At 47.0% G+C, this 26,485-nt stretch carries 25 protein-coding genes and 1 pseudogene; 11 read left to right on the forward strand and 15 right to left on the reverse strand.

Annotated features, from left to right (window positions below; translation table 11 throughout):
- The 4 genes and pseudogenes from BTR1S_RS15210 to BTR1S_RS15225 all read right to left on the reverse strand — a co-directional run.
- Window positions 1-590: pseudogene (locus tag BTR1S_RS15210) on the reverse strand (hypothetical protein); the annotation flags it as partial.
- A gap of 176 nt (window positions 591-766) precedes the next feature.
- Entirely contained in the window at window positions 767-1,372 is a 606-nt protein-coding gene (ytpR, locus tag BTR1S_RS15215; protein ID WP_029419177.1) for a YtpR family tRNA-binding protein, read from the reverse strand.
- 17 nt (window positions 1,373-1,389) lie between these two features.
- Window positions 1,390-2,199: a DUF1444 domain-containing protein gene (locus BTR1S_RS15220; RefSeq protein WP_029419178.1), complete on the reverse strand. Its 810-nt coding sequence runs from the start codon at window positions 2,197-2,199 to the stop codon at window positions 1,390-1,392.
- 19 nt (window positions 2,200-2,218) lie between these two features.
- Window positions 2,219-2,539, reverse strand: a complete 321-nt coding sequence (locus tag BTR1S_RS15225) for a thioredoxin family protein (RefSeq protein WP_006636160.1) — start codon at window positions 2,537-2,539, stop codon at window positions 2,219-2,221.
- Between the two features lie 288 nt (window positions 2,540-2,827).
- On the opposite strand from BTR1S_RS15225, the gene BTR1S_RS15230 reads away from it, so the two are divergent.
- Window positions 2,828-3,274, forward strand: a complete 447-nt coding sequence (locus BTR1S_RS15230; RefSeq protein WP_006636159.1) for a YtoQ family protein — start codon at window positions 2,828-2,830, stop codon at window positions 3,272-3,274.
- Between the two features lie 164 nt (window positions 3,275-3,438).
- Here the strand turns inward: BTR1S_RS15230 and BTR1S_RS15235 are convergent, their stop codons facing one another.
- Complete coding sequence (locus BTR1S_RS15235) at window positions 3,439-4,512, reverse strand: M42 family metallopeptidase (RefSeq protein ID WP_029419179.1); 1,074 nt, start codon at window positions 4,510-4,512, stop codon at window positions 3,439-3,441.
- A gap of 138 nt (window positions 4,513-4,650) precedes the next feature.
- On the opposite strand from BTR1S_RS15235, the gene BTR1S_RS15240 reads away from it, so the two are divergent.
- Window positions 4,651-4,965, forward strand: coding sequence for a PepSY domain-containing protein (locus BTR1S_RS15240; protein ID WP_029419180.1), 315 nt, complete (start codon window positions 4,651-4,653; stop codon window positions 4,963-4,965).
- A gap of 37 nt (window positions 4,966-5,002) precedes the next feature.
- Here the strand turns inward: BTR1S_RS15240 and BTR1S_RS15245 are convergent, their stop codons facing one another.
- The 3 genes from BTR1S_RS15245 to trmB all read right to left on the reverse strand — a co-directional run bounded on the left by BTR1S_RS15245 (window position 5,003) and on the right by trmB (window position 8,369).
- A complete protein-coding gene (locus BTR1S_RS15245) occupies window positions 5,003-6,700 on the reverse strand; it encodes an NAD-dependent malic enzyme (RefSeq protein WP_029419181.1) in 1,698 nt (565 codons plus the stop codon).
- A gap of 88 nt (window positions 6,701-6,788) precedes the next feature.
- Complete coding sequence (locus tag BTR1S_RS15250; RefSeq protein WP_029419182.1) at window positions 6,789-7,634, reverse strand: YtnP family quorum-quenching lactonase; 846 nt, start codon at window positions 7,632-7,634, stop codon at window positions 6,789-6,791.
- A gap of 93 nt (window positions 7,635-7,727) precedes the next feature.
- The gene (gene trmB, locus BTR1S_RS15255) at window positions 7,728-8,369 is read right to left on the reverse strand and encodes a tRNA (guanosine(46)-N7)-methyltransferase TrmB (protein ID WP_006636153.1); all 642 of its coding nucleotides are present in this window, start codon (window positions 8,367-8,369) and stop codon (window positions 7,728-7,730) included.
- Between the two features lie 179 nt (window positions 8,370-8,548).
- Between trmB and BTR1S_RS15260 the strand changes: the two genes are divergently transcribed.
- On the forward strand, window positions 8,549-8,827 hold the full coding sequence (locus BTR1S_RS15260; RefSeq protein ID WP_006636152.1) for a YtzH-like family protein: 279 nt from the start codon (window positions 8,549-8,551) through the stop codon (window positions 8,825-8,827).
- Here the strand turns inward: BTR1S_RS15260 and BTR1S_RS15265 are convergent.
- From BTR1S_RS15265 to thpR, 4 genes are all read right to left on the reverse strand, one after another.
- Window positions 8,822-9,625 carry a phosphotransferase family protein gene (locus BTR1S_RS15265; protein ID WP_006636151.1) on the reverse strand — a complete coding sequence of 268 codons (804 nt, stop codon included), beginning with the start codon at window positions 9,623-9,625 and terminating at the stop codon, window positions 8,822-8,824. The two genes, BTR1S_RS15260 and BTR1S_RS15265, sit on opposite strands and share 6 nt — an antisense overlap.
- Before the next feature lie 451 nt (window positions 9,626-10,076).
- Complete coding sequence (locus BTR1S_RS15270) at window positions 10,077-10,997, reverse strand: YegS/Rv2252/BmrU family lipid kinase (RefSeq protein WP_029419183.1); 921 nt, start codon at window positions 10,995-10,997, stop codon at window positions 10,077-10,079.
- A 52-nt stretch (window positions 10,998-11,049) separates the two neighbouring features.
- The gene (locus tag BTR1S_RS15275) at window positions 11,050-11,997 is read right to left on the reverse strand and encodes a hypothetical protein (protein WP_029419184.1); all 948 of its coding nucleotides are present in this window, start codon (window positions 11,995-11,997) and stop codon (window positions 11,050-11,052) included.
- Window positions 11,998-12,037: 40 nt separating this feature from the next.
- Entirely contained in the window at window positions 12,038-12,589 is a 552-nt protein-coding gene (thpR, locus tag BTR1S_RS15280) for an RNA 2',3'-cyclic phosphodiesterase (RefSeq protein ID WP_034326300.1), read from the reverse strand.
- Between the two features lie 109 nt (window positions 12,590-12,698).
- On the opposite strand from thpR, the gene cysK reads away from it, so the two are divergent.
- Window positions 12,699-13,655 carry a cysteine synthase A gene (cysK, locus tag BTR1S_RS15285; protein ID WP_087962482.1) on the forward strand — a complete coding sequence of 319 codons (957 nt, stop codon included), beginning with the start codon at window positions 12,699-12,701 and terminating at the stop codon, window positions 13,653-13,655.
- A 189-nt stretch (window positions 13,656-13,844) separates the two neighbouring features.
- On the opposite strand, the gene pepV is transcribed toward cysK, so the two are convergent.
- On the reverse strand, window positions 13,845-15,236 hold the full coding sequence (gene pepV / locus BTR1S_RS15290; RefSeq protein WP_029419185.1) for a dipeptidase PepV: 1,392 nt from the start codon (window positions 15,234-15,236) through the stop codon (window positions 13,845-13,847).
- A 106-nt stretch (window positions 15,237-15,342) separates the two neighbouring features.
- Between pepV and BTR1S_RS15295 the strand changes: the two genes are divergently transcribed.
- Window positions 15,343-16,650 carry an NCS2 family permease gene (locus BTR1S_RS15295; protein ID WP_029419186.1) on the forward strand — a complete coding sequence of 436 codons (1,308 nt, stop codon included), beginning with the start codon at window positions 15,343-15,345 and terminating at the stop codon, window positions 16,648-16,650.
- Between the two features lie 233 nt (window positions 16,651-16,883).
- Window positions 16,884-17,105, forward strand: coding sequence for a DeoR family transcriptional regulator (locus tag BTR1S_RS22105; protein WP_006636141.1), 222 nt, complete (start codon window positions 16,884-16,886; stop codon window positions 17,103-17,105).
- A gap of 124 nt (window positions 17,106-17,229) precedes the next feature.
- Here the strand turns inward: BTR1S_RS22105 and BTR1S_RS15300 are convergent, their stop codons facing one another.
- A complete protein-coding gene (locus BTR1S_RS15300; protein WP_006636140.1) occupies window positions 17,230-17,955 on the reverse strand; it encodes a pseudouridine synthase in 726 nt (241 codons plus the stop codon).
- A gap of 40 nt (window positions 17,956-17,995) precedes the next feature.
- Complete coding sequence (gene murJ, locus BTR1S_RS15305; protein WP_029419187.1) at window positions 17,996-19,624, reverse strand: lipid II flippase MurJ; 1,629 nt, start codon at window positions 19,622-19,624, stop codon at window positions 17,996-17,998.
- A gap of 236 nt (window positions 19,625-19,860) precedes the next feature.
- On the opposite strand from murJ, the gene BTR1S_RS15310 reads away from it, so the two are divergent.
- The 5 genes from BTR1S_RS15310 (at window position 19,861) to pdxA (ending at window position 26,393) form a co-directional block, all read left to right on the forward strand.
- Window positions 19,861-21,135: a BaiN/RdsA family NAD(P)/FAD-dependent oxidoreductase gene (locus BTR1S_RS15310; protein ID WP_006636138.1), complete on the forward strand. Its 1,275-nt coding sequence runs from the start codon at window positions 19,861-19,863 to the stop codon at window positions 21,133-21,135.
- Window positions 21,136-21,362: 227 nt separating this feature from the next.
- A complete protein-coding gene (gene opuD, locus BTR1S_RS15315) occupies window positions 21,363-22,898 on the forward strand; it encodes a glycine betaine transporter OpuD (protein ID WP_029419188.1) in 1,536 nt (511 codons plus the stop codon).
- A gap of 417 nt (window positions 22,899-23,315) precedes the next feature.
- Window positions 23,316-24,086 carry a DeoR/GlpR family DNA-binding transcription regulator gene (locus BTR1S_RS15320; protein WP_006636136.1) on the forward strand — a complete coding sequence of 257 codons (771 nt, stop codon included), beginning with the start codon at window positions 23,316-23,318 and terminating at the stop codon, window positions 24,084-24,086.
- On the forward strand, window positions 24,083-25,369 hold the full coding sequence (locus tag BTR1S_RS15325; RefSeq protein ID WP_029419189.1) for a four-carbon acid sugar kinase family protein: 1,287 nt from the start codon (window positions 24,083-24,085) through the stop codon (window positions 25,367-25,369). The genes BTR1S_RS15320 and BTR1S_RS15325 overlap by 4 nt, the downstream gene beginning before the upstream one ends.
- Window positions 25,370-25,382: 13 nt before the next feature.
- Entirely contained in the window at window positions 25,383-26,393 is a 1,011-nt protein-coding gene (gene pdxA, locus BTR1S_RS15330) for a 4-hydroxythreonine-4-phosphate dehydrogenase PdxA (RefSeq protein WP_006636134.1), read from the forward strand.
- Window positions 26,394-26,485 lie beyond the last annotated feature (92 nt).

The raw sequence follows: 26,485 nt of genomic DNA on the forward strand, positions 1-26,485 counted from the left end.
AACGTTTGTACAGCTTCATGCACAGGAATTTGATCGCTGTTTTGTGTCATTTTTGCGGGCGTTTTCACAGCTTCGGCTTCTGGAAGCGGGAATGGCTGTCTTTCTTCAAAAAAGCGCTGCTCCTTTTCAATTTCCTCTGTGAAAAGCGTCACGCGCTGTTCTTTTTGTTTATTGCTTGTTTTGTTTTTCTGCAAATCATTTGGCTTGACCCTTTTTTGTTCGTGGAAGCCGTAAACTGGCGAAGGAATGACAGACGGTTTAAACGGCCTTTTTGCCGGTTTTTCGGTTTCCTTTCTTGAAAAATCGGAAGGACGCTGCCGTACTGAAGGATTGCTGTAGGATTGGCGGTTCCTTTGCTGGCGTTCCCTGCTGTTTTCCCTTTGCTGCACCTTTTGATCAGGAATCACCGGAAAGCGGAATTTTCCCTTTGGATATTCATAAACGACTTTTGCGTCTGATATTTGCGGCATTTCTTCATTTTCTTCAAAAGACGACCCATATTGCGGCTCTTCTGACATGTTTTTCGTTTTCTTTTCGTTATGTTCATCATCGCCTAAAAACAGGCCGAACATTTTATTAATCCAGCTCATGAATCATCACTCTCTAACTCCCTTAAATTTTTCGGGGACGGTTTTTAGTATACCACTGCTTCATCCGCCAGAAAAGGACAAGGTCCATCCCGTCCGCCGAATAAAAGAGCCGCCAAGTTTTTGACCCAGCGGCTTCTTTCACATGTATTCGAAAGTTTGGTTCATTTTATGCCGTTCTAAAATGTAAAGGCTTCTCCTGCTTCACGGCTGTCGTCAAGGACGAGGATCCCTTTTTCTTTAGGGGCGTCCGGCAGGTTCAATTCTTTTGCCGAGCAGATCATGCCGCTTGACGCCACTCCGCGAAGCTCGGCGTCTTTGATGATCATGCCGCTTGGCATCACGGCTCCGACCTTGGCAACGACGACTTTTTGCCCTGCATCAACATTAGGGGCTCCGCAGACGATTTGCAATGTTTCGTCACCGACATTGACTTTGCAGACGCTCAATTTGTCGGCATTCGGGTGCTTTTCTTTTTCTTCGATATAACCGACGACAAATTTCGGAGAAAGATCAACGGTCAGCTGATCTTTCAATCCGTTGCGGACGAGAATTTCATTAACATCCTGGACAAAGCTTTCAGAAAGCGCGATCGGTCCGTTTTCCGTCACGTTCAAATAAGATGAAGCATGAAAAATATTATAGCCTGATGTTTCCTTTGTTTCTTTATCGAAAATTTTCACGACATCGCCGAAACGTTCAAAATCAATATTCTCGCGCGGGACATCGTTGAGAGAGATGAGAAGCGTATCGCCTACTCCTTCTAAATTATAAAATGCGTTCATCAAAAAATTCCTTTCTGTCATTTCTTTTTTGGGCGGTTTTGAGCCAGAATAAAAATCGGCTCAAGCTTTCCTTCCTCATACAAAAAAGAAAGCGCCGTGATCGGTACCGTTCCGTTTGCAAAAAAGCTCATCGACATTTGCCCAAGAATATCATATCCTGCCTGGTTGCGAATGTCAGCAATGATCAGCACATCCTGATGGGGGATAGAAACCGCGAGGGCTCCTTGGGCTTTTTTTTCATACTCCGTAAGGATCGATTCGTTTAACACACGGCTGGCATCATAACCGTCGTTTGCCCGGAAAAAATAAAACCGGTTATCAGCCACAACGTCTTCCTTGACAACGGTCCGGAGCGAACGGAGATTGAAGGAGGACGTTTCCCTGATCCGTTCCTTCGTCCACCCTTCTTTCTCAAGCATGTTCTCGTCGATCAGCCGGTAGGATTTGCCGAGATCCAGAGCATAATAAATTCTCGTCTCGGCTGTATGCTCGTCGAAAATCAGGGGAATTCCCGCACTGGACTTTTCAGGAAATGACGTCGAACGGATAACGGGATAAATCATGCTTTCCCGCCCTTCCATTTCTTGAGACTGCCCCTTCATTGCCTTTAGCGCTTCTTCAGTATAATAGACGACCTCGTCAATAGCCTCGTCTTTTTTTTGCTCCCATTTGGCGATGATTCCGGGAAGCTCGAGGGTAATGCCTTTTTCAGTGGCCTTGTCTTCAATCCTCAAGGTATCTTTTTCTCTGTCAAAATAAAAGGTCCAGCTTTCATTTTGCAAACGTTTTTTCAGGATATCGGAAAGTTTCCTTGACGTCATTTTCATTGAGGGAACTTCCTTTCTGCTACTTTTTCAAAGAATCGGTCAAAAATTGTTCAATTTCCTCTTTCGTTTTCCGGTCTTTGCTGACAAAACGGCTGATTTCTTTTCCGCTTTTAAATACGAGAAAACTTGGAATCCCGAAAATATCCCACTCAGCACATGTATCGATAAATTTGTCGCGGTCTACATAGTAGAATGTAAACTCGGGATAATTCGCTTCCAGCTCTGGCAAAAACGGTTCGACAAAGCGGCAGTCCGGGCACCAGTCGGCGGAAAACATCAGCAGGGATAAATCATCATTTACAGCTTTTGCAAGTTCTTCATTTGATTCGATTTTTTTCATGATCAACGCCTCCAGTTTATATGTTCTTATCATCCATTCGGATCATACCAGACAACGGGCCGCATAGCCAGATTTTTGCCGCCGGGCTGACCAAGGATGACTTTTCTTTTATGTATCATACCCCTTTTCAGCGGGGAAAATCTGATATGACGCCTGCTTGAAACCTTCTTCCTATCATTAGCATAATTTTTTTGCTTTATCAACCCATTGTCGTTTAACATGGAAGCTGAACGGGTAAAAATATCCGATGAGGTACACAAATCTCAAAACAAGGAAGGAGGAATCCGCATGGAATTTACCGTTTATCTTGCCGGAGAAATACATAGTAACTGGCGAGAAGAAGTGAAAGAAAAAGCAAAATCCCTTAAACTGCCTGTCACATTTGTCGGACCGATGGAAAACCATGAACGATCTGACAACATCGGAGAAGAAATTTTGGGCAAACAGGCGGATCCGGTCGCAACAGATGATGCAGCCTCAGATGTAAACAACTTCAGAACCCAGGTTTTGATGAACAAAGCAGATATCGTCATCGCCCTTTTCGGAGAAAAATACAAGCAGTGGAACACGGCCATGGATGCTTCTTACGCCATTGCAAAGGGAAAACCGCTGATCATTATCCGCCCGAAATCGCTGCATCATCCGCTGAAAGAGCTGTCAAACAAGGCCAATATCACTGTCGAAACCGTGAACCAGGCGATTAAATCGCTGTCATACGTCTTTGAAAGCGAATAACCCGCTAAGAAAAAAACCTGTGCATGTGCACAGGTTTCAGCGTGTCGACAAACCCCCGCATTCGTTGTCAGGCCTGCACGTCGGTGCTCACGAATTCCAACATTCGCTCCGCTCCGATGCCCGGCCTTCCTAGACTGCAAGGGTTTTCAATCACGCTGATTTGTTCAGTCATTTGCTATAATCGATTTCACCAAGGAACTGTCGCACGCTTTTACCAATTTAATGATCAATTCTTTGGCGGCCAGGTAATCGTCAACATGAATGATGGAGGCCGATGTGTGGATATACCGTGAACAGATTCCGATCACAGCTGAAGGGATTCCTTCGTTTGAAATATGAACGCGGCCCGCATCGGTTCCGCCCGGCGAGACAAAATATTGATACGGAATGTCATTCGATTCAGCTGTATCCAGCACAAAGTTTCTCATTTCGCTGTGCATCACCATGGTGCGGTCAAAAATTCTCAAGAGGACGCCTTTTCCGAGCTGACCGAATTGGCTTTTGTCTCCGCCTGCATCATTTGCCGGACTGGCATCAAGCGCAAAAAACAAATCGGGCTGAATCATGTTTGCCGCCGTCTGGGCGCCTCTTGTGCCGACTTCTTCCTGAACGGTCGCCCCGGAATACAGCGTATTCGGAAGCTCTGTGCCGTGCAGCTCTTTCAGCAATTCAATGCTCAGCCCGCAGCCATAGCGATTATCCCACGCTTTCGCCATAATTTTCTTTTCATTCGCCATCGGTGTAAACGGACAGATCGGTACGACCTGCTGTCCCGGCCTGACGCCGATTTTTTCGGCATCTTCGCGGTCATCCGCACCGATGTCGATCATCATGTTTTTGATGTCCATCGGACGCTTCCGCTGTTCATCTGTCAAAAGATGCGGCGGCGTGCTGGCGATAACGCCCGGAATCGGTCCGTTCTCCGTATGAATTTCAACACGCTGGGCCAGAAGAACCTGGCTCCACCATCCACCAAGCGTTTGAAATCGGAGCATTCCATTGTCGGTGATGGAAGTAACCATAAATCCCACTTCATCCATATGGCCGGCCACCATGATTTTCGGGCTGCCTTCACGTCCCTTTCTCACGCCAAACACGCTTCCAAGCCTGTCTTGTATGACCTCGTCGGCATATTTTGCAAGTTCTTTTTTCATAAAAGCTCTGACAAGATGTTGATTGCCGGGGGCGCCTGGAAGTTCGGTCAGCGTTTGAAAAAGCGTTCTCGTTTCCTGATTCATCTGTTTCCCTCTTTTCATATGTATCTCAATCACATTTTACATAAGTGCGCAATAGGTTTCCACAGCAGACCGAATCCTTAACAGAAAAGGACATGTTCTGTATAATGGAAAAAAGAAGCCTTGGAGGTGCCAAAGATTATGAAATTGCGCCATTTACTGCTCGGAGCCGGAATCGGCATCGCCGCAGCCGTCGCTGTCAAACGGTATGTCATGACGCCTTATATTTCATCAGAGAAAGCGCTGCGGATCGTCAAATCGGCTTTTAAGCAGAGAGGACCAATCGACGGGTCCTGGATCTATACCGTCCCAGAGCCTTATACGGTGAATGGCGAAACCGTCACTGTCTATAAAACGGGGATCACCCGGTCGGTTTTCGGAGAGCTTGAACAATATGAAGTCATGGTTGACGCAAAAACCGGAATGATCGTTGATGTCATTGACACAGCGGCATAATGAAAAAAGATGCGGCTTATGTCTGCCGCATCTTTTTTTATATAGCGCGGATCGGCCGATAAACCGGGTGCCACATGGCATCCTGGACCGCCTGGATGATGTCTTCGGGCTCTGATTCGGCAACCCCGTCCTTGACGGCTGCTTGAATGACAGCGGTCGCAACGGTCGCCGACACTGTCCGCAAATCTTCAACTTGAGGAAGCAGGGCTGCCCCCGGCTTGCCGACGTCAACCATATTGGCAATCGCTTCAGCACTTGCGAAAAACATATTATCGGTGATCAGTCTCGCTTTTGAGACGAGTGTTCCAAGTCCGAGGCCCGGGAAGACAAACGCATTGTTCGCCTGGCCGATCACATATTCCGTGCCATTATAGGAAACCGGCTCAAAAGGACTCCCTGTGGCAACGAGCGCTCTTCCTTCCGTCCATTTGATTAAATCCTCCGGCTTTGCCTCTGATAATGTCGTAGGGTTCGACATTGGGAATATCGCCGGACGTTCGACATGAGCCGCCATGTCTTTGACAATTTTTTCGGTAAATGCGCCTGCAACGGTCGAGGTACCGATTAAAATCGTAGGCTGAACTTGCTTGACAACCTCTGCCAAATCAATCGACTCTCCCGGCCCGTTCCGTGCAAAATCTTTCACTTCATCAGCCGGCCTTGCATACGGCTTTTGAATGTCCTGCAAATCGGCCATATCGTCCGTCAGCAGACCGTTACGGTCGACGCACCAGAAACGGCGGTACGCTTCTTCCTCCGATATCCCTTGTTTGATCAGCGCGGCGCGGATTTGTTCAGCGTTGCCGATGCCGGCAGTACCCGCTCCAAATATGACGACTTTATGCTCTTTCAGCGGCATTTTTGAAATTTTCACAGCCGCCAGCACCGCGGCAAGCGTTACGGCTCCGGTGCCTTGTATATCATCATTAAAGGTGCATACCTTGTCTTTATATTTTTTCAAAATCCGGCGGGCATTCTGCGTTCCGAAATCCTCCCAGTGCAGCAATACACCCGGGAAGGTTTTTGTCGCGATGTCCACGTACTGATCGATAAATGAATCATAGCGTTCGCCCCTGATTCTCGAATGCTGGTTTCCGACATAAAGCGGATCATTCAGAAGCCGCTCCTGATTCGTGCCCGCATCAATGACGACAGGAAGCACTCTGTTTGGATCGATTCCGGCTGCTGCCGTGTACACGGCAAGCTTCCCGATAGAGATGGCGATCCCTCCGACTCCCCAGTCTCCGATACCGAGAATCCCCTCGGCATCAGTAGCAACGATCAAATCAATCTGGTCTTTTTCCGCAGCCAAATTTTCAAAAGCCGTTTTCATCCCTTCAGGATCATCGACAGACAAAAACAAGCCGCGCGGTTTTCTATATTCATGGCTGTACCGCTGGATCGCCGTACCAACGGTCGGCGTATAGACAATCGGCAGCATCTCTGTCATATGATCATTCAGCAGCCTGTAAAAAAGTACTTCATTTCGGTCATGAAGAGCGGTCAAATATACATTTTTGCTTAAGTCATCAGGCTGTGAGAGAAACTGCTTGTAAGCCCGCTTTGCCTGCTCCTCCAGAGTCAGTACTTTTGGCGGGAGAAGCCCGGTTAAACCGAGGGCTTTTCTTTCTTCCAAAGGAAACGCCACTCCTTTGTTCAGCAAAGGGGTTGATAGGACCTCAAATCCTCTTAAATGGGTTTCAATCACTTGTTCATTGAGATGTTCGTAGCTCACCCGTCGTCTTCCTTTCACGTGTTGATACCTATAGCATGGATAAGATTCGGGTAAACCATTCACGAAAAAGCCCGGCCGCTTGCGCAAGCTACCTCCTTTCCCTTTTCACTGAAAGCGTAATATCGCCGTTTTCATCCCATTTTAATGCCCTGTAGCATGCATCATGATAAAAAATGTACCATGCATTTGTTTCGGCCGCTTTTGCCTGCCATTGCTGTTTGGCGGAAATCGATGTCATCGGATAATCGTCATAAGCGAGCACCCATAATGGATTCCGGTGGGCATGCGTCGGCATGATATCAGCCATATGAAGAGCCGTTTCACCCGAATCTTCCAGCATGATCACAGAGTGACCGTCGCTGTGGCCGCCTGTGTGGTGCATTGTAATACCGGGCAACACCTCAAGCTTTTGTTCAAATGTTTTCACTTGCTGCTGAACAGGTTCCCAATTCTCCTTCCAGTATGTATTTTTTGAGCGGATATTCGGGTTCTTCATTTCCTCCCATTCTATGGAAGACGTATAGATGACGGCATTGGGAAATACGGATGCGAGTTTATCCCCGTCATCATGCGTCAAACCGCACGCATGGTCGAAATGAAGATGGGTCATGAGGACGCCGTCAATATCGCCGGTCGTCAGCCCAAGCGTTTTTAAAGACTCATCAAGCGCGGATTCTTCCGTAACACCGTAGTTTCTTTTTTGTTTGTCCGTCAGTTTGCCGCGCCCGATTCCTGAATCGATCAGCAGATTGACTCCGTCTTTTTGCACAAGAATAGGGTCTGTTCTAAGTTCAATCTGATTTTTTTCATTCACATGATATTTTTTTGACCACAGCGGCTTTGGGACAACGCCAAACATGGCGCCTCCGTCCATATGCGTCACACCGCCGTTTAACCACGTCAGCTTTATGCTTCCGATGTGTAAAGTTTCCATTATGATCCCTCCCACCTTATCGTAGCAAAAAAATGAAGCGGCATCAGCTTCATAAAAACGAAAAAAAAACAGACCTTTTGATTGTCTGTTTTTTTAATTCCTCCATTCGGCTTCAACCCTGTAGATCGGCTGGCCTTTGGCGGCGAATTTTTCTTCATATTCAGTCATGACGTTTCCTTCAAAATCGCTCTGATGCAAATCAAGGCTGACGAACGTCAAAACGAGTCCGTATTCAGAAAAGCTTGTCAGGGAATATTCAAATAAACCGCGATTATCTGTCTTAAAGTGAATCGCCCCCTTGCCTCCCAAAACCTGCTCATATTTTTGCAAAAACGCATGATTGGTCAGGCGGCGTTTTTCATGGCGCTTTTTGGGCCAAGGGTCGGAAAAATTCAAATACACCCGCTCGATTTCCCCTTCCGCAAATACATCGGAAAGCATGTCTGCATTGATGTTCAGCAGCTTTACATTCGGCGCCTCCGACTGCTTTACCTTATCAACCGCCGTGACGATGACGCTTTTGAACAATTCAATGCCGATATAGTTTACATCCGGATGCTGCAGGGCCATTCCTGAAATAAACTGGCCTTTTCCGGTTCCTACTTCGATATGAATCGGGTTGTCATTTCCAAAAACGGAATGCCATTTCCCTTTATATTGGGACGGATCGCTGATCACAATATGAGAGTTTTCAGCCAAGTAATCATCCGCCCAAGGCTTGTGACGCATACGCATGTACCTTACACCTCTATCTGTTGTATCGTTTAACAACATACCATGAAATTTGCCGCCCCGCAAGGCCTCTTAGAAAGACGAAAAAGGACCGGGGCGCCGTCCCCTGGTCCTTCATGTATAAAAACCAGCTTTCTGAACAATTTAATCCATATATGCGAATGAAGGGAAGTGCTACTACCATGGGATTAAATCAAGAAAATCAGATTGATCTATTAAAAGACATTCTCTCTGACCATCAAACAGACTGCTCAGGCACCGTCGCAGAATGCGAACAGGTGGAACGGATCATCAAGTCTCTGATGGCCAACACAAATCTCGATGTAAATCTGAAAGGCGTCCTTGAAGACATTTACCTCTACAGTCAAAGAGGGAGAGCTTCTTCTTCAATAAACGACCACATATTGGCGCATCAGGACCGTCTCACACAATGGGTGGAAGAAATTGATTCCTTTTCATAAAGGGCGGGCAAGGCGCTCCATCAGCGTGTGCAGCTGTTCAAGCCCCTGCTTAAAGCCCTCATCATTTCGTTTCGCCTTTTGCCTAAGTATTGTCATTGCCGTCTCGGCCAATACGTACCATGCCATTCGCTGCTTGAGGTTGTCCGTTAAGGGGGCGCCGTATCGTTCAAACCAGCTTTCCCACTCCTGCTCCTCTACGTAATGGTAAAGAAGAGGCCCGAGATCGATGGCAGGATCTGCAATCATCGGACCATCCCAATCGATTAAATAAAGCTGATTCTGATCTGTAAGAAGCCAATTATTATGATTGACATCGCAGTGGCAGACGACTTTTTCCCCTGATTGAACCTCGCCAAGATGATGTTCAAGGTAAAAGAGCGCTTGATCCAGCTGCGGAATCGGATATTGTCGGGCTTGGATAAATTGCTTTAATTGAGTGATGACAGAGCTTGGCTGAAAAGGCTGTTTTCCTAATCGTTTCAGCATATCTAAAAGCTCTTTGGAGGTGTGGATTTTCCGGAGCATTTCAGCCACTGCCTGACTGTTCATGTCCTTCGGCTTCAGCTCTCTGCCGCTCAGCCAGTGCTGCGCCGTAATCACATCTCCATTTTCCATTCGTTTTGTCCAAACGAGCTTAGGAACAATTCCTTCCGCGGACAGGACAGCCAAAAAAGGAGAGCTGTTCCGCTTCAAAAAAAGCTGCTGCCCATTATGTTTTGCATAATATGCGTCTCCTGTAGCTCCTCCTGCGGGGGAAATCTCCCATTCGCTACCTAGTAATTGTCCCAACCAGTTCATCGATTTTCAACCCATCATTTCATTAAAAGATTTTAAAAGCATTTTGCCTCCCGTATCTAAGAAAACAAGATGCCTGTATTGATCGTCTCTCTATATTAAAATAAAAAGACGGCTATTGAGAGTCATTTGTGCTAAACAATAGCCGTCTTTTTAAATTTTAGCGCTAGACGCCAAACTTCGTCAAGCAAAACTAGAAAATCCCTTCGGCTCGTACAGATGATACGCACTTATGGCATTTTAGCCGATAACGCTCATGTCTCAAATCTGCTGTAAAAAAACCTTTCGAAAGGAAAATGAACAGGGCAACCCATTTTGTCTGAACCGTTTAGTCATCCGTTCATTTTACTCTAAAACGGGATTGCCCGGGAATCAAAGGCTATAGGAGCCGGCCGGTGAACAACCGTTTTTTCTCGTCCCAGCTGTTCTTCAGGACCGGATCACCGTCTCTCCTTTATGCTTTTAAACGGAGATGTTCCTCTCCCGTCTTGACAAAAACAGGCGTTGAACCAATGACTTCCCCGTCGGTCTGGAAAAGAACGCGTTCATTTGTATGAAGGTAAATATCTTTCGTTTTAAACGAAGTGACCCCGTCTGCTCCGAGATGTTTGCCGAAAGACATCGCAAATAAAAGCGCCGCCTTTTTCAGCATCGGGCGGTCTTCAATGATCGTCACGTCTAACAGCTCCTCGCGGGGATTTGCGTGTGGCGCGATTTTCATGCCTCCGCCATAGTATGGGTGATTTGAAACGGACGCAAACCAAATTTTTTTAAACGTATGCTTTTCTCCTTCGGTTTCATATGAAAGGACAAACGGTTTGAATGTAAAAGCGACGGCCAAAAACAAAAACGGCTGGATGAGATGATTCAGCTTAAGAATGCCCGTCCATTTCGGCAGCTCTGATATTTTTTTCGCGATGCAGGCGTCAAACCCGATGCTGAGATGGTTGGCAAAATAAAGCTCACTTCCACTGTCTTTTGGTTGAAAGCTGCCGAGCGCGTACGTCCGGGTCAGAGATTTCCCGGCTTTTTTGAGCCCCTTAACGACATCTGATTTTTTAATGGAGAAGCCCCTTTTAAAATCATTTGCAGAACCTGCCGGAATGACGCTGAGCTGAATGTCCTGGAGGCTGATCAACCCGTTTAGGACTTCATGGATTGTGCCGTCTCCGCCAATGATCAGCAGGCGCTTCAGCCTGTCATCCTGGATCGTCGATATCTGCCTTGCCAACACTTCGGCATGCCCCGGGTGCTGAGTCATGAACGACCGGTACGAAATATTTGTTTTTTGCAGTTCTTTTTGCAATGACTTCCATACTCTGAGAGCCGACGATCTTCCTGCTTTCGGATTAATGATGATATACCATTCACTCATGATTCATTTCTCCATTTTATAGTATGAAAAAGCCGGGATAACGATCTGACGGTTAATCAAGCCATTCTTTTCTGCGTTTTGCGTTCGATACACCGTAAGATAACAAAAGGCTGGCCGCTTTCAGCTGTCTGCTTTTAATCGGGGCGGTGTTTTTTTGCTGTCTCGCCAGCCATTCGCTCCATTGTCTGCGGTCATATATTTCGATTCCATACGGAGGTTCTGGATAATCGATATACGACGTCCTGCTGATGATGGCTTTGCGCACGGGCAGTTCAACACCTGACCCCTTTAATAGTCCGGAAAGGACCGAACCGGTTCTGAATAGCTCTGTCAACGGATTTAAAACAGATGTTTCCCTTCCTCTTACGGTTTTTTCCTTCCAAAAACGGTGCTTGGAACCGAGATAGGTGCTTTCCTTGTCTCCTTCGAGAAAAGCCGCGCAATAAATTTCAAGCGGCGTGAAAATGATGATGCTTAATTCGACATCCGCCTGATTCACTTGTAAGACAGGCCTGTACATCAGAAAATAGGAATCTGGAAGCTGCTGCGCCAAAATTTGCAGAATTTTATCATTATTTATTTCCCGGGAAAGGCTGGAGATGTCCGAAATCGTCGAGCTTGCCCATTTTAATTGGAATTGATAGAGATATTCTTTAAAAAATGAAGCAAGCTCTTTTTTATCTGCGGGTATTCTCGCCATAAAATGTCTGTCCGTTACAGCTTCCAAACCGTTAAACCATTGATCATCGGCTTCTTTTCCACTATTAATATCGGATACTTCTTTTTTTCTTTTTAATGAAAATTTTTTCTTTCTCCCGCCGCCAGGCTCCTCTATAGCGGCTTCTTCGACTGCCGGAAAACGGCCCGCTTGTTTTGCTTTCGAAATATCCTCCAGCGTCTGCCAGCGCTGTTTTTTTAAACGGATGAATTGATTGGTGTAGTGATAAGGGTCTTGCTCATATCTTGAGATGCAATCCTGTATTTTAATAATTTGTGCCATCGTTTTTCATCTCCGAATCTTACATTTCTGCTGCTTCATGCTATCCGCCGAAAGGAAAGACAGCTTTATGTTCGTATTTTGGAATCTGGTCTACATGCGCCTGAAAAATGGTAAGCCGGCTCGCTGTGAAGGAAACATCGTCCTCAAGCGGGTCTAAGCGTCCATGAAAAGAAACGGCTCCGCTCCATTTTCTGGCGACTGTCATATGGGGGTGAAACGGCCGTTTTTCAATCTTAAAGCCCGCCCCGGCCGCAGCCTGTTTCACCTGCTCCCGTACTTGAAAAAGAGCTGCGGAATGCTCCGGTTCAACATAGAGGATTCTCGGCTCAGACGGTTTGCCGAACGTCCCTGTTTGTCTCAGGTGAAGTTCAAAACAAGATGTGTCAGAAGCGATCAGACCGAGCTTGTCCTCAAGAAACGACAGCTGATCCTGATCAGCTGATCCGAGAAAGACAAGCGTGAAGTGGTAATCCAAAGGATGGACCCATTTATGAAAAGAAAAATCCGGACGGCTGCTGATTGAATGATAAAGCGGCTCTGCAAGCTCAGCCGGAAAAGGAATTCCAATGAAATAATGCGGTTTTACAGACATATGTATGACTTCCTTCCATTTATCTTCTTTACATTTTAACAAAAATCAAGGGCTTATAACCTCTCTATTTTTCACTTTTCCGGGGCTTATGATACGATATTGAAAGAACATGTTTTGTCAGAAAGGGTGCACAAATGTGAGAGCGGTTCAAAATATAGCCGAATTAATCGGGGATACACCCCTTGTCAAATTGAACCGGGTTCAGCCGGAGAATGCGGCGCAAGTCTACGTTAAGCTTGAATTTTTCAATCCGAGCGGCAGTGTCAAAGACCGGGCGGCATACCAAATGATTATAGACGCGGAAGAAAAAGGCCTCCTTATACCAGGGGCGACAATCATCGAACCGACAAGCGGTAATACCGGAATCGGACTCGCCATGAATGCGGCCGCAAGAGGCTACAGGGCGATTCTTGTTATGCCTGATACGATGACGAAAGAACGGATCAACCTTTTAAAGGCATACGGAGCAGAAGTCGTTCTTACACCCGGAGACGAAAGAATGCCGGGAAGCATCAAAAAAGCGCGGGAACTCGCAGAACAAATTCCCGGAAGCTTCATTCCGATGCAGTTTGACAATGAAGCCAATCCGGATGCCCATCGAAAAACAACCGCCTTGGAAATTGCCCGAGCAATAGAAGAAATCGGAAAACCGCTTGCCGCGTTTGTCGCAACGGCAGGAACAGGCGGAACGATTACCGGCACGGGTGAAAAGCTGAAGGAGCTGTTTCCGGGAATAACCGTCCATGTGGCAGAACCGGCCGGATCGCCCGTCTTGTCAGGCGGGAAGCCTGGAAAACATAAACTCGTCGGGACAAGCCCGGGCTTCATTCCGAATATTTTAAATGAAGATGTCTATGATGAAATCTTGAAAATTAAAGATGAGGAAGCGTACGAGATGGCCCGCAGATTGGCGCGGGAGGAAGGCATTCTCGTCGGCCCTTCTTCCGGAGCGGCCTGCTTCGCCGCCATTGAAACCGCAAAAAAACTGCCGGCAGATCAAATCGTCGTCTGTATGACCGCGGATACTGGAGAACGCTATTTATCCAGCGACTTATTTCAATTTTAAAGAAAAACCACTTGATTTCCATGATTGAAATCAAGTGGTTTTTTTAGGCCATCTACGGTGTACCGCTTATAACAAGACGTGAGCGCTTCACATGTCAACTGTTCATTTGAATAATACAGCATTCATCTGCATCCAGCAGCCAACTGTAAAGGGAAACTTCAAATTTCTCCCTTATCCCATCACCTGTTATTACTTCGCCAGTTCATAAATAGCTTGCGCGTAAAGGGATGCCGCCCGCAAAAGGTCGTCAATCTCCATATATTCATCTTTTTGATGAGCGATGTCTGGACGTCCCGGAAAGAGCGGACCAAACGCCACTCCCGCTTGCAGAGATCTCGCATAGGTCGCTCCGCCGATTGAAATCAGCTCTGCTTTTTCCCCAGTCTGTTCCTCATATACACGCTGAAGCGTCTGAATCAGCTCATGGTCTTTTGGCACATGATGGGGCTTGCTGTCTTTAAAGCTTACAAGCTTTACGCCGTGCGCGCGTTCAAGCGCATCTTTGATCCGGCCGCTCTTTTCTGTTACGGGATAGCGGATATTGATGCCGACAGCACTTTCTTTATCTCTCACATAAGCGATGCGGCCGACATTTAAGGTCAGATCGCCGCTGATCTCGTCGCTGCAGGCGATTCCAAGCTTTTTCCCTCTTGTATCACCGCTAAACGCATCTGTTACCGCTTTGACAAAGTGAAGGCCAGCTGCATCAAGCGCTTGTGTATGTAAAAACTGTGTCAGGACAAGACCGGCATTGATGCCGTTGTCAGGCTCCATCGCATGGGCCGATTTCCCGAATACTTTGACGCTCCACTTATCTCCGTTCTTGGTGATCCTGCCCTCCGCCCGTTTGCCTTTCACAAAGTCGGCAAAGGATGATTCAAAATCGGCTGTGACTGCTCCGGAAAGAACCGCTTCTGCATCATCGGGAACCATATTGAGGCGCCGCCCCGCGTGAAGGGTTTCCAAAACCATTTCCGCATCCTTTCCATCATGCGGGCATTCAATTTGTAAAGCGGCGTCAATCAGTCCCTTTTCTGCATAAATGATCGGAAAATCGGCATCAGGCGCAAATCCAGCCGAAGGCATTTCTTCATGTTTAAAATAATGCTCCACACACCGCCAATCGCTTTCTTCATCAGTTCCAATGATCAGCCTGATCCGTTTTGACAATGGCAGATTCAGCTCTTTCACAATTTTCAGAGCGTGAAATGCGGCCATCGTCGGTCCTTTATCATCGAGCGCGCCCCGGGCATATATCCGGCCGTCTCTAATGTCGGCAGCAAACGGGTCGCTGGTCCAGCCGTCTCCGGGCGGGACGACGTCAATATGGCAGAGAACACCGATGATCTCGTCGCCTTTCCCCCATTCAATATGGCCTGCATAGCCGTCGAGATTTTTGACAGTGAAACCGTTGGCCTCTCCTTTTTTCAGCAAAGCCGTCAAACATTTGTGAATCCCTTCGCCAAACGGCTTATCAGGCCCGGCGGTCTCCTCATCGAGAACGCTGTTGATTGTTAAGAAGTCTTGTATATCCCGAACAATTTCGTCCTTTCTCTTCGCTACCTCTTGTTCCCAGTTCATATTTCCACCCTTTCTTTTGTTAGATTTGCTAAAAACACTTGCAAAACCGACTGATAACGAATATTATAGATATTGTTTCGCTACAATGTTCGTTATTGGAGGAATTATGTTTAACATAAAAGAAAACCAAACAACAGTTAAAAAAGAAATTCTTGCGGGAATGACGACTTTCTTTACGATGGTTTACATCGTCGTCGTCAATCCGAGCATTCTTTCAGGCACCGGCGTTCCTTTTGATCAAGTGTTCACGGCCACGATCATCGCCGCCGTCATCGGAACGCTCTGGATGGCGCTGTCAGCCAATTTCCCGATCGCGATTGCACCGGGGATGGGGCTTAATGCATATTTTGCGGTTTCCGTCGTCGGTTCGTCAAATGGCGCGGTATCTTATCATACGGCTTTCAGCGCTGTCTTTACGGCTGGAATTCTCTTTATTATCTTATCCTTAACACCGCTTAGAAAACAACTGATCGAAGCCATTCCGGCCAATTTGAAGTACGGCATTACCGCCGGAATCGGATTGTTTATCGCATTTGTCGGTTTAAGGGGAGCCGGAATCATTACGGCTAATGAAGCCAATTTGGTCGGCCTCGGCAACCTCCGTTCGCCGGAAGTGATCTTAACATTAATCGGGCTGGCTTTTTCCGTCGTTCTCATGGTCATGAACGTGAACGGCGCCCTCTTTTTCGGGATGCTTTTCACTGGTCTGATCGCATTTTTCACCGGTCAGCTCAGCTTTGAGCATGGCGTGATGTCAATGCCTCACCTGCCTGAAAAGCTGATCATCACCAATCCTTTGACAGCCTTTGGGGATGTCATCCATTACGGGCTTTACTCGGTCGTCTTTTCTTTCCTGCTGGTTACGATTTTTGATACAACCGGTACGATGATCGGAGTTGCCGAACAAGCGGGGCTTATGAAAAACAACAAGCTCCCAAATGCGAGAAAGGCGCTTCTTGCCGATTCAACGGCGACTACGATCGGCGCAATGTTCGGGACAAGCCCGACAACCGCCTATATCGAGTCCTCCGCCGGAGTTGCCGCCGGAGGAAGAACCGGACTGACTTCTTTGACAGTCGCCGTGCTCTTTGGAGCCGCATTGTTTTTCAGTCCGCTTGTGGGGGCGGTTTCGGGCATTTCAGCGATTACATCTCCCGCCTTGATCATAGTAGGGAGCATGATGATCGGATCTGTCTCAAACATCCGCTGGAAAGAGCTTGATGAGGCGTTTCCGGCTTTTCTCGTCATCCTTGCAATGCCTTTAACATCCAGCATTGCAACAGGAATCTCGCTCGGATTTATTGCATATCCGATCGTGAAAGCCGCGAAAGGAAAATGGCGGGAAATCCATCCGCTTGTCCTGATATTCGCGATCCTGTTTTTCATCCATATGTTTTTTTTAGAGGGGCATTAAGTAGAAAAAGAGGCTTAGATGACAGCCTGAGCCTCTTTTTTAAAACGGTTCATCAAAGGGGTTTCATTTTTTCATAAATTTGGTCCGGGTTTTTTTCTGGATATTTCTCGAACACATCGTGTATAATATTTATTGATCATTTTAAGAATTGTTTGTTCATCGTCCATGCTGCATTTTGGAGACGTAAGTTGTGGTAGTCAAGTCCATTCGATCATATGATAGGGAGTGGTTGTTTGAAACCTTCAACAAACCGAATGCTAACCAGGATCAAATCAGTCTACATGTTTATTCAAGAAAAGGGACTCGTTACAACCCAGGAACTGGTTGATGAATTTGGCACTACACCTAGAACAATCCAGCGTGATCTGAATGTGTTGGCATACAACGATTTAGTTCGCAGCCCAAGCAGAGGTAAATGGGAAACAACAAGAAAAAAAGTGAGAATTTCTTCATAGAAAATGTTCCGAAAAATAGAATATTAACAAACGATCATATATATCACATAACCGGCAACTTTGCGGTCTTTGAAACTGCTGAATAAAGAACCGGCAGCCGCCGGTTCTTCCCCAGACACTCAGATCAATCTGAGTGTTTTTTATTTTTTAATGCCGCAAGCTCAGATTCGGTCAGTTCTCTGTACCCCCCTGCCGCAAGTTCTGCATCAAGCGCCACATCCCCCATTTTCAGCCGTTTTAAATAGACCACTTCATTGCCGACGGCCTTCAGCATCCGTTTGACCTGATGGAATTTTCCTTCCGTAATCGTCAAAAGCAGCTTGTGCCTGCCGCTTTCATTTTCGAGGATCACCGCTTTTGCGGGTTTTGTCACATACCCCTCTCCAATATCGACGCCGCTTTCGAGCTGATCGGCGGCAGCCTTTGTGACCGGCTTTTCAACATGCACCTCATACGTTTTAGGAACATGCTTTTTGGGCGATAAAAGCTGGTGGGCAAGCTGACCGTCATTTGTTAAAAGAAGCAGGCCTTCCGTATCTTTATCAAGCCGTCCGACAGGAAACGGCTCAAAGCGCAAATATTCCGGATCAAGCAAATCGATGATCGTCTCCTGGCGGCTGTCCTCTGTAGCCGACAGCACCCCCTGCGGCTTGTTCATCATCAAATAAATGAATTCCCGATAGATGACAGGCTCGCCGAATACGGTTACCTCATCAGCCGCCGGATCAATCTGTTCCTTCGCGTCCTTGGCAATCCTGCCCCCCACGCGAACCGCACCGTTTTTCAGCATTTTTTTGACGTCTTTTCTCGACCCATAGCCGCTATGGGCAAGCAGCTTATCCAATCTCATCGTGCAATCCTCCTTTTTCTAAATAAAAAGAAAAGCCCGCTTATGAGGCCTTTCTTTTGAAGAAGCGGCTCAACCGCTGTCCGAATATTTTTTCAAGCAGTTTCAAGCGGCAAGCCATATACAGGTAGACAAAGCCGCTGATCGCTGATGTCATGACGATAATCAAGGCGGACAGAATTTGTCTTCCCTCATATGAAATAAAGATGCCGAAAATGGCTTTGACAATCAATGTGACGATTCCCATTACCGCTGTCAAAATCACCATCAGCAAAAACCTTTTCAACAGTTTTTTATAAGAATAGCCGGCATGGCGTCTGATCATAATGAAGCCATACAATATAGATGCAGAATATCCGAGAGCCGTGGCCAAAATCGACCCTTCTCCCTGAAGCAGCTTGATCAGCGGCACGTTCAGCACGATTTTGATGATAATCCCAAGTAAAAGGCTGACAACCGCAAATTTTTGCTTGTTAATCCCTTGCAAAATTGCGGCGTTGACCGTGAACAATGAAAATAAAAGCGCTACTGGAGAATACCAGAATAAAATGTCTTGTCCCATTTCAGGGCGCAGGCTTTCCGAGCCGTAAAAGAACGTGTAGAACGGCCCTGCAAGAAGCGACATCCCGACTGAAACGGGAAGCACGATAAACAGGATAATCTGCATCGCCTGATCAATCTGTTTATTTAAAGCGGCAAAATTCCGGCTGGTGAAGTTTTCCGTAATCACCGGAATCAATGTCAGACCAAAAGCCGTCGCAAGAGAAACAGGTATCATGACAAGCTTGGGAACATACAGCGTCACGATCGCCAGCAAGTCCTGGCTGATGTCTTGAAAGCCGGCTTCAATCATCGCTTTATTGAACGTATTCGTATCAATATACTGAAAAAGCGGAATCGCCAGCCCGACAAACACATATGGAGCCGCATAGCTGAACAGTTCCTTAAACATTTGCTTATACGTAATATTTGACGGCGGGACAAGGTTCGGCTTCAGCGCCAGCAGATCACCTTTCCTTTTCTGCCAGGAAAAATAGAGAGTGAAAAGCCCTGCAAACGCGCCGATCAATGCCGCAAAAGTCGCATAGCCGACGGCGACCACAAGTCCGCCGTTCAATACCTTCATGACCAAATATGTCGCCGTGAGGAGAAAAACGATTCTGGCAAGTTGTTCAACAACCTGGGAAACGGCTGTCGGCCCCATCATTTGGTGGCCTTGGAAAAATCCCCTCACAAGGGCTAATACCGGCACAACCAACAGGGCCAGGCTGACCATGCGGATGACGTATACGACATGCTCAATCGTCAGTCCATTGTTTTCTGCACCGCCGAGGGCCGTCTTCGCAAAAAACGGTGCAGTGCAATATAGAAGTGAGAACGCAATGATTCCCGTAACAAGCATCATCGACATTCCGGCGCGCAGCATCTTTCTCGTTGTCTCATAATCACCGATGGAATTATACTTTGAAACAAACTTGGACACGGCCGCCGGAAAACCCATCGTGGCAATGCTCAAAAAAATCGTATATTGATTATAACCGTACTGGAACAGGGCACCTCCGGTGGCACCGACCATGGCTCCGAACGGAATTAAATAAATCATTCCGAGGATCCTTGAAATGTAGGTACCAAGCGTTAATATAAACGTGCCTCTTAACAGTTTGCTTGACATGTTCCTAATCACCATTTTTCTTCAATAGATTCAACTTTTCCATTTTACCACACAGGTGCTTCACCTAGGTAATAATAACTTGGCTAAATTAGATCTTTTGAAAGTTTTTCTAAAGATGCCGTTCTTTCGTTATAATATAAAATAAAGCGCAGATGATCCAAAGCCACATTCTGTGACAGCATCTGCGAACATCTTACGCACAGGCTTTAGACTGCAGGAAAGTTGAGGATTTTTAAATGAAGCATTTTGATGTAATCGTCATCGGCGGAGGACCGTCCGGGCTGATGGCCGCCATTGCGGCCGGTGAACGGGGCGCAAATGTTTTGCTGATCGACAAAGGAAACAAGCTTGGCCGGAAGCTGGCCATCTCAGGAGGGGGGCGCTGCAATGTCACCAACCGCCTTCCAATTGAGGAAATCATCAGGCATATTCCCGGAAACGGCCGTTTTTTATACAGCGCGTTTTCCGAGTTTAACAATGAAGATATCATTGAGTTTTTTGAACGCCTCGGCGTCAAGCTGAAAGAAGAGGACCACGGGCGGATGTTTCCCGTTTCCGATAAAGCGCAAAGCGTCGTGGACGCACTTTTGGGAAGACTTGAACAGCTGCATGTCGCCATCAGCACGAACGAAAAAGTGATATCTGTTTTATACGATGACCAAAAGGCGTACGGCATTGTAACAAACAACGGCGAAAAGATATTGTGCGGAGCGGTCGTTGTGGCGGTCGGCGGAAAAAGCGTCCCGCACACTGGATCAACGGGAGACGGCTATGAATGGGCGGAAAAAGCGGGACATACCATCACCGAGCTTTTCCCGACAGAGGTTCCCGTCACCTCGGCCGAGCCGTTTATCAAGCAAAAAACTTTGCAGGGCTTATCATTGAGAAATGTGGCGCTCAGCGTCCTGAACAAAAGAGGAAAACCCGTCATCACTCATCAGATGGATATGATTTTTACACATTTCGGCCTTTCCGGCCCGGCAGTGCTCAGATGCAGCCAATTTGTCGTGAAAGAATTGAAAAAGCAGGAAGATGTAAGGCTGAAGATTGATTTATTTCCCGACATTCACGAAGAACAGCTTTTTCAGCGGATGCAAAGAGAGCTGAAAGAAGCTCCGAAAAAATCGGTCAAAAATGTGCTCAAACCATGGATGCAGGAAAGGTATTTGCTGTTTCTGTTCGAGCGAAGCATGATTGATCCCGCTGAGACCTTTTCCACCCTTTCCAAAGACCGCTTAAGAGCTTTTGTAAAAGACTGCAAAGAGTTTACGGTCAGAGTGAATGGAACGCTTTCGCTTGAAAAAGCCTTTGTGACCGGAGGCGGCGTTTCCGTAAAAGAAATCGATCCGAAAAAAATGGCGTCCAAAAAGAAGGAAGGTTTATATTTTTGCGGGGAAATCCTTGATATCCACGGGTACACCGGCGGATACAACATCACCTCCGCCCTTGTCACCGGGCGGCTTGCCGGCCTCAATGCAGGGGAATTTTCGGTTTCCGTCAGAAAAAATTAAAAACGTGTCGACCCCTTAACCATCAAGCATAGCAGCAACTTTGGACAAGTTTTGTGACTTGTCTCTTTTTTTAAAAATATGTTACGGTAGAATCGTTTTGTTTCACCTGATTGTGGGTAATGCGACAACCGGACTAAACGTTATCTGCGAGAATGAATTTTCACAGTGTAACTCATACTAAATTGTAGGACAGGAGCAAGATGAAAAATGAATAGAGGGTGAGGATGATTTTGAAGAATATTTCAAGTGTTTTTTGGATTGTAATCGTCATCACAGCCGCAGCAGTCTTATGGGGAATCATAGCTCCCGACAATCTTCAGGCGCTGTCAAGTTCGATACAGGAGTATTTAACCAACACGTTTGGCTGGTATTATTTATTAGTGGTGTCCCTTTTTGTCGCTTTTGGAATTTTCCTGATGTTTAGTCCGATCGGAAAAATTAAATTAGGAAAGCCGGATGAAAAACCGGAATTTTCTCTTTTATCATGGTTTGCCATGCTGTTCAGCGCTGGAATGGGGATCGGCCTCGTATTCTACGGTGCAGCTGAACCCATCAGCCATTTCGCGATTAGCTCTCCATCAGGTGAAACAGAAACCGCTCAGGCCTTTAGAGACTCTCTCCGGTTTACCTTTTTTCACTGGGGTTTGCATGCCTGGGCAATATATGCGATCGTTGCGCTTTGCATCGCCTATTTTAAGTTTAGAAAGGATGCGCCAGGCCTTATCAGCGCTACGTTGTACCCTGTCTTTGGGGACAGGGTCAAAGGACCTCTCGGCAAGTTGATTGACTGCATCGCAGTATTTGCGACTGTAGTGGGTGTTGCGACAAGCCTTGGAATCGGTGCAACGCAAATCAACGGCGGGCTGAACTATTTATTCAACATTCCAAATAATTTTCAGGTTCAGCTGATCATCATCGCCATTGTGACGGTTCTCTTCCTGGCATCGGCCTGGAGCGGCATCAGCAAGGGAATTAAATATTTGAGCAACATTAACATGGGGCTTGCCGGTATTCTCATGCTCTTTATGCTGTTTGCCGGCCCGACGGTGCTGATCATGAATTCGTTCACAGATACTATCGGAACCTATTTTTCAAATTTGGTGCAGATGAGCTTCAGGCTATCGCCAATTAATGAAGAAGGCCGGCAGTGGATCAACTCATGGACGATTTTTTACTGGGCATGGTGGATTTCCTGGTCTCCGTTTGTCGGAATTTTCATCGCCCGCGTGTCAAGGGGCCGGACAATCCGGGAATTCCTCGGCGCCGTATTGTTTGCGCCGTCCCTCCTAGCGTTTCTGTGGTTCTCCATCTTTGGCGTTTCAGCCATGAATCTGCAGCAAAATGATATTTTCAATGTGGCCAAACTGTCTACTGAAACCATGCTGTTTGGAACGCTGAATCATTATCCTTTGCAGATGATTACATCGATTGTTGCCTTGATTCTGATCGCGGTGTTCTTTATCACATCTGCCGATTCGGCGACATTTGTGCTCGGAATGCAGACGACATACGGTTCTCTGAATCCGGCCAATTCGGTGAAAGTCTCTTGGGGGATCATTCAGTCGGCGATGGCCGCGGCTCTCTTGTATTCAGGCGGATTGACCGCTTTGCAAAACACCGCCATCCTTGCCGCGCTGCCATTTTCGATCGTCATAATTTTCATGATCGTCTCTCTGTACAAATCGCTCTCAAAAGAGCGGCGTGAGCTTAAAAAAACCGATGCATATCAAAAGCCTAGAAGCCCCCGGGTGAAAAAGGCATAAACAGCAAATCAGCAGTATCCTTTCATGTAGCCGGCAGCAGCCGGCTTTTTTATGCTTTCCTATATGAATAGCGGCGCACCTCCCCCCTGCTTCGAGATCATTAAGCGTGTAAGACGCCCCACTGTGAATAAGCTATGGCATTGTTTTGAGCACCGTTTATAATGGCCGGTTGATATACGGACGGCATTCCTGTACTTCAGTGCGCATTAATCCCCATTGGACTTTTCCCCTTTATGTGATGAATGAACATGAAATAGTCAAACAGGAAAAGAAAGCGGAGAATCAACGATATTCTGTTCATTTTCAACATTAATCACCAGGAATATGATATTTTTTCACAATAAATTGTTGACTTTTCACAAAATAATGACTATGCTAACCATATAAGATGTTCATAATTAACAAAAGGTGATAAAAATGCAACCTAACGAACGCAGAGATGTGATTTTGGAACAATTGAAAAAGCACAAAAAAATAGACATCGAAGCATTGGCGGCCGAATTGAATGTTTCCGCTATGACAATTCGGCGAGATTTGACCTACCTGGAGGAGAAGGAGCAGATCATCCGCACGCTTGGCGGTGCAGTTCTCAACAAGCCGCTTGTGATGGAATCTTCCTTTCAGACAAAGGAAGGAAAATATGCAGCTGAGAAAAAGCGCATCGCCGAAAAAGCGGCAGAACTCGTAAAAGAGAATTATACTATTCTCCTTGATTCTGGAACGACTACACTCGAGATTGCAAAGCTGCTGAAGTCCAAAAGCAATTTGACGGTCGTAACCAATGACATCAAGATCGCAGCGGAGCTGATGGACAGCGAGGTCAAGCTGATTCTCACAGGCGGGGAGGTGCAGAACAATATTGGCGCACTTTTTGGCCCGCTGACAGAACAGACATTGCGCAATCTGCATGTCGACTTGTGCTTTCTCGGAGCGCACGCCGTGCATCTGCATGTCGGGGTCACTGTTCCGACATTCGAAAAAGCATCTATTAAAAAACTGATGATCCAGTCCGCTCAGGCAACCTGGCTTGTCGCCGATTCCAGCAAGCTGGATCAAAAATCGCTCGTAAAGGTGTGCGACTTGAAGGAATTATCCGGTATCATCTCAGATTCCGGCATCGTCGATTATCATCCTTATGAATTGCAGGAGCTTTTAGATGTCATGACAGCAGAGGAGGAATCTCCATGAAAATTGGCGTCGTCGCAGATGATCTTACTGGAGGCAATGGTACAGGCGTCAAACTGACGAAGCTTGGTTATAACGTGGCAACAATGGTTTTTTACGACCACTTGCCATCATCGGAAGAGATCAATGGGGTGATCATTGATACCGATAGCCGCTATGCGAAAGCAGAAGTCGCACACCGCAGGGTGAAGACAGCGGCGGCGAACCTGAAAAAGTGGGGAACGGATATTGTCTGTAAACGCATTGACAGTACGGTACGGGGCAATATCGGGATAGAACTGGATGCTTTTCTTAATGAATGGGGTGATCGGTCCATCGCAGTCGTGGTTCCGGCTTATCCAGACTCCGGCCGTATCGTGTCAGGCGGCTATCTCCTTGTCCACGGAATACCGGTACAGCTTTCCGATGTCGGAAAGGATCCGGTTAAGCCTGTGACAGAATCACATATCCCAAAGCTTGTACAGAAGCAGAGCGATCATCAGGTTGAAAGCATCGGATTACAGACCATCCTCGCCGGCAAGGAAGCGATCAAGGCAGAAATGCGGAAGAAGATACAGGAAGGTGCACGAATCATTGTTCCTGATGCCATCTCAAATGAGGACATTGATGCTGTTGCCGGTGCAATGGCAGAGCTGGACATGTATCAAATGATTCCGGCTGATCCCGGTCCGCTCACTGCCGCTTTCGCTCAGGCATTCAGCAGAAAGCGGATGAAGGATAAAAAAATCATCGTCACAGTCGGCAGCGTCACATCGAACAGCTCCAAGCAGCTGCAATATTTGATCGATAAGACGAATCTCCACCCCATCTATGTCGATTGCAAAAAGCTTGTGACTATGGACGGAGCCTGGGATACAGAAGTAGAACGCGTCATCAAAAAAGCGATCGAAGAGTTAGAGAAGCAGGATATTCTCCTGATCACGACTGATGCTCTGGGATCGGAAATCCTGGATTTGAAAACACTGGCGGCAAAGCAGCATGTAAGCCAGGATGCATTGGCAAAGCGCATCGCGGACGGTCTTGGCAAGATTGCCAGAGTTGTGATACAGAACAGCCGCTTTGAAATTGGAGGCTGCTTTACCAGCGGCGGGGATGTAACCGCTTCCCTCAGCTCGGTCTGCAGAGTAGAAGGCATCCGGCTGATTGATGAAATCCTGCCGTTGGTCGCCTATGGGAAGTTTATCGGGGGGTACCTGGACGGTATTCCGATTGTCACCAAAGGCGGTACAGCAGGTGATGTGAAAGCGATCTACACAAGCGTGAAATATCTGGAAGCGACATTTTAAGGAGGAATATATCATGGCAGAAAGATCAATTATTGCAATTCCAATGGGAGACCCGGCTGGTATCGGGCCTGAAATCACGATGAAATCTTTAGCGAAGAAAGAAATCTATGATGTGTGTAAGCCGCTGGTGATCGGTGATACCGGAGTCATCAAAAAAGCGATCAAGATCGTGGAAGCGGATCTGCAAGTGAACGAAATTACAGCGCCAGCAGAAGGAAAATATAAATTCGGTACCGTCGATGTGATCAATCTGGCGAATATCGATATCGATAAGCTTGAATACGGACAAGTTTCGGCACAAGGCGGCCAGGGCGCATTCGAATACATTAAAAAATCCGTGGAGCTTGCCATGGCCGGAGAAGTCAAAGCCCTGGCGACGACGCCAATCAATAAGGAATCCTTGAAAGCAGCTGAAGTCCCATATATCGGTCATACCGAAATGCTGGAGGATCTGGCCGGTTCAGACGATCCGCTTACGATGTTCGAGGTGAACGGCATGCGGATCTTCTTCCTCACCCGCCACCTGTCTTTGCGGGATGCCATCGGCCAGATCACAAAAGAAAGAGTCCATGATTACTTGATTCGTTGTCACCGGGCATTGCAGCGGCTCGGGGTTCAAAACGGCAGATTCGCGGTGGCAGGCTTGAACCCGCATAGCGGAGAAGGCGGCTTGTTTGGCCGGGAGGAAATTGATCAAATTAAGCCTGGCATTGCACTCGCCGTGAAGGATGGAATAAATGCTGCAGGCCCAGTGCCGGCCGATTCGGTCTTCTTTCAGGCGCTAAATGGCAAGTATGATGCAGTGCTATCCTTGTACCATGACCAAGGACATATCGCTGCGAAAATGACAGACTTCCACCGTACCATTTCGATCACGAACGGTCTCCCGTTCTTGCGCACGTCAGTCGATCACGGCACCGCCTTCGATATTGCAGGCAAGAACATCGCAGAAAGCACCAGTATGGAAGAATGCATCAAGGTTGCCGCACAGTATGCACCGAACTTCTCGCCAAATAGCCTGTAAATAATACATCTAAAAGGAAGGGTCCAGCATCCTTCCTTTCTAGAAAACAATAATGAAACCGCTTACAAGAAAATAGACTTCGGGAGGAGAAA

Origin of the sequence: Bacillus sonorensis NBRC 101234 = KCTC 13918 (assembly GCF_001592005.1) — a bacterium.
GTDB lineage: Bacteria > Bacillota > Bacilli > Bacillales > Bacillaceae > Bacillus > Bacillus sonorensis.